This window comes from Gluconacetobacter dulcium (genome assembly GCF_014174165.1).
In the GTDB taxonomy this organism is placed as follows: domain Bacteria; phylum Pseudomonadota; class Alphaproteobacteria; order Acetobacterales; family Acetobacteraceae; genus Gluconacetobacter; species Gluconacetobacter dulcium.
Window position 1 is genome coordinate 1 of the sequence record NZ_JABEQN010000049.1, and the last position, 2,500, is coordinate 2,500.

At 55.5% G+C, this 2,500-nt stretch carries 1 tRNA gene and 2 rRNA genes (1 of these 3 cut by a window edge); all 3 read right to left on the minus strand.

The annotated features are described in order from the left end of the window. Window positions 1-77, minus strand: a tRNA-Met gene (locus tag HLH25_RS19710). Between the two features lie 21 nt (window positions 78-98). Then, window positions 99-214: ribosomal RNA gene (rrf, locus tag HLH25_RS19715) — 5S ribosomal RNA — on the minus strand. Between the two features lie 122 nt (window positions 215-336). After that, window positions 337-2,500: ribosomal RNA gene (locus HLH25_RS19720) — 23S ribosomal RNA — on the minus strand; it runs 577 nt beyond the window's last position.

A 2,500-nucleotide genomic window follows, 5' to 3' on the forward strand; every position in this document is an offset into this window, starting at 1 on the left:
TGGTTGCGGGGATAGGATTTGAACCTATGACCTTCAGGTTATGAGCCTGACGAGCTACCGGGCTGCTCCACCCCGCGGGGGTGAGGGAGGACTGGAAGACCTGGCGGCGACCGACTTTCCCGCGTCTTAAGACGCAGTATCATAGGCGCAGGGGCATTTCACGGCCGAGTTCGGGATGGGATCGGGTGGATCTTTCCCCGCCATAGCCACCAGGTCGTCCAGTCCACCCTTTTGAGGGGTGTGTTGGGCGTGTGAGGTTGGTGTTTTTTTGTGTGAGTGTGTTTTATGCGTGGATGATTTCTGTGCATGTGTGTTTGCCTGATTTTATCAGGCGGTGTGAGTGAGCCTATTGGGCGATTAGGACCAGTTAGCTGCACGCATTACTGCGCTTTCACATCTGGCCTATCGACGTGATGGTCTATCACGGCCCTCAGGGAGACCTAGTTTTGAGGTGGGTTTCTCGCTTAGATGCTTTCAGCGATTATCCCGTCCAAACTTAGCTACCCGGCTGTGCCGCTGGCGCGACAACCGGTACACCAGAGGTCTGTTCATCCCGGTCCTCTCGTACTAGGGACAAATCCTCTCAAGTCTCCAACACCCACGGCAGATAGGGACCGAACTGTCTCACGACGTTCTAAACCCAGCTCACGTACCACTTTAATCGGCGAACAGCCGAACCCTTGGGACCTGCTCCAGCCCCAGGATGTGATGAGCCGACATCGAGGTGCCAAACCTCCCCGTCGATGTGGACTCTTGGGGGAGATCAGCCTGTTATCCCTAGAGTACCTTTTATCCGTTGAGCGATGGCCCTTCCACGCGGGACCACCGGATCACTATGGCCGACTTTCGTCTCTGATCGAGCTGTCACTCTCACAGTCAGGCGGGCTTATGCCATTGCACTCAACAGTCGATGTCCGACCGACCTGAGCCCACCATCGCGCGCCTCCGTTACACTTTGGGAGGCGACCGCCCCAGTCAAACTGCCCACCATGCAGGGTCCCGGACCAGGCTTACTGGTCTCGGTTAGACATCAGAAACAGTCAGGGTGGTATTTCAAGGATGGCTCCACCGGAACTGGCGCCCCGGTTTCAAAGCCTCCCACCTATCCTACACAGAATGTCTCTGATGCCACTGCAAAGCTGCAGTAAAGGTTCATAGGGTCTTTCCGTCTGACCGCGGGTACCCCGCATCTTCACGGGGAATTCAATTTCGCTGAGCCGATGCTGGAGACAGCGGGGAAGTCGTTACGCCATTCGTGCAGGTCGGAACTTACCCGACAAGGAATTTCGCTACCTTAGGACCGTTATAGTTACGGCCGCCGTTTACCGGGGCTTCAATTCAGTGCTTGCACACCTCCTCTTAACCTTCCGGCACCGGGCAGGCGTCAGGCCGTATACGTCGTCTCTCGACTTCGCACAGCCCTGTGTTTTTACTAAACAGTCGCTACCCCCTGGTTTGTGCCACCCGCCGATGGTTGCCCACTGACGGGTCTCGCTTATCCCGAAGTTACGCGAGTAATTTGCCTAGTTCCTTCAGCATCGTTCTCTCAAGCGCCTTGGTATTCTCTACCAGTCCACCTGTGTCGGTTTCGGGTACGGTCTATATGCCAGAGCTATTTCCTGGAATGCGCAAAAAGCCAATCCAATCCGATAAGGACTGACAACATTTTGCATTCGTCACTTCTGGCAGGCCCAGGAATATTCACCTGGTTTCCATCGACTACGGCTTTCGCCCTCGCCTTAGGGGCCGGCTCACCCTGCGCGGATTAACCTTGCGCAGGAACCCTTGGACTTTCGGCGACAGTGTTTCTCGCACTGTTTGTCGCTACTCATGTCAGCATTCGCACTTCCGATATCTCCAGAGAGGGTCACCCCGTCTCCTTCACAGACTTACGGAACGCTCCGCTACCGCGCATACAAAGTATGCACCCACAGCTTCGGCACGTGGCTTGAGCCCCGTTACATTTTCGGCGCAGGGTTTCTAATAGACCAGTGAGCTATTACGCTTTCTTTAAAGGATGGCTGCTTCTAAGCCAACCTCCTGGTTGTTTTGGAATCCCCACATCCTTTCCCACTTAGCCACGATTTGGGGGCCTTAGCTGGTGGTCTGGGCTGTTTCCCTCTCGACGATGGACCTTAGCACCCACCGTCTGTCTGCCAGGCTAAACTTCCGGGTATTCGGAGTTTGGTTAGGTTTGGTAAGGCTTTGGACCCCCCTAGCCCATCCAGTGCTCTACCCCCCGGGGTCAACACCTGACGATCTACCTCAATAGATTTCGCGGAGAACCAGCTATCTCCGAGTTTGATTGGCCTTTCACCCCTAGCCACAGCTCATCCCCGACTTTTTCAACAGGCGTGGGTTCGGCCCTCCAGTGCGTGTTACCGCACCTTCAGCCTGGCCATGGCTAGATCACTCGGTTTCGGGTCTTCTGCCAGCAACTCGTCGCCCTATTCAGACTCGCTTTCGCTTCGCCTACACCTAACGGCTTAAGCTCGCTGCA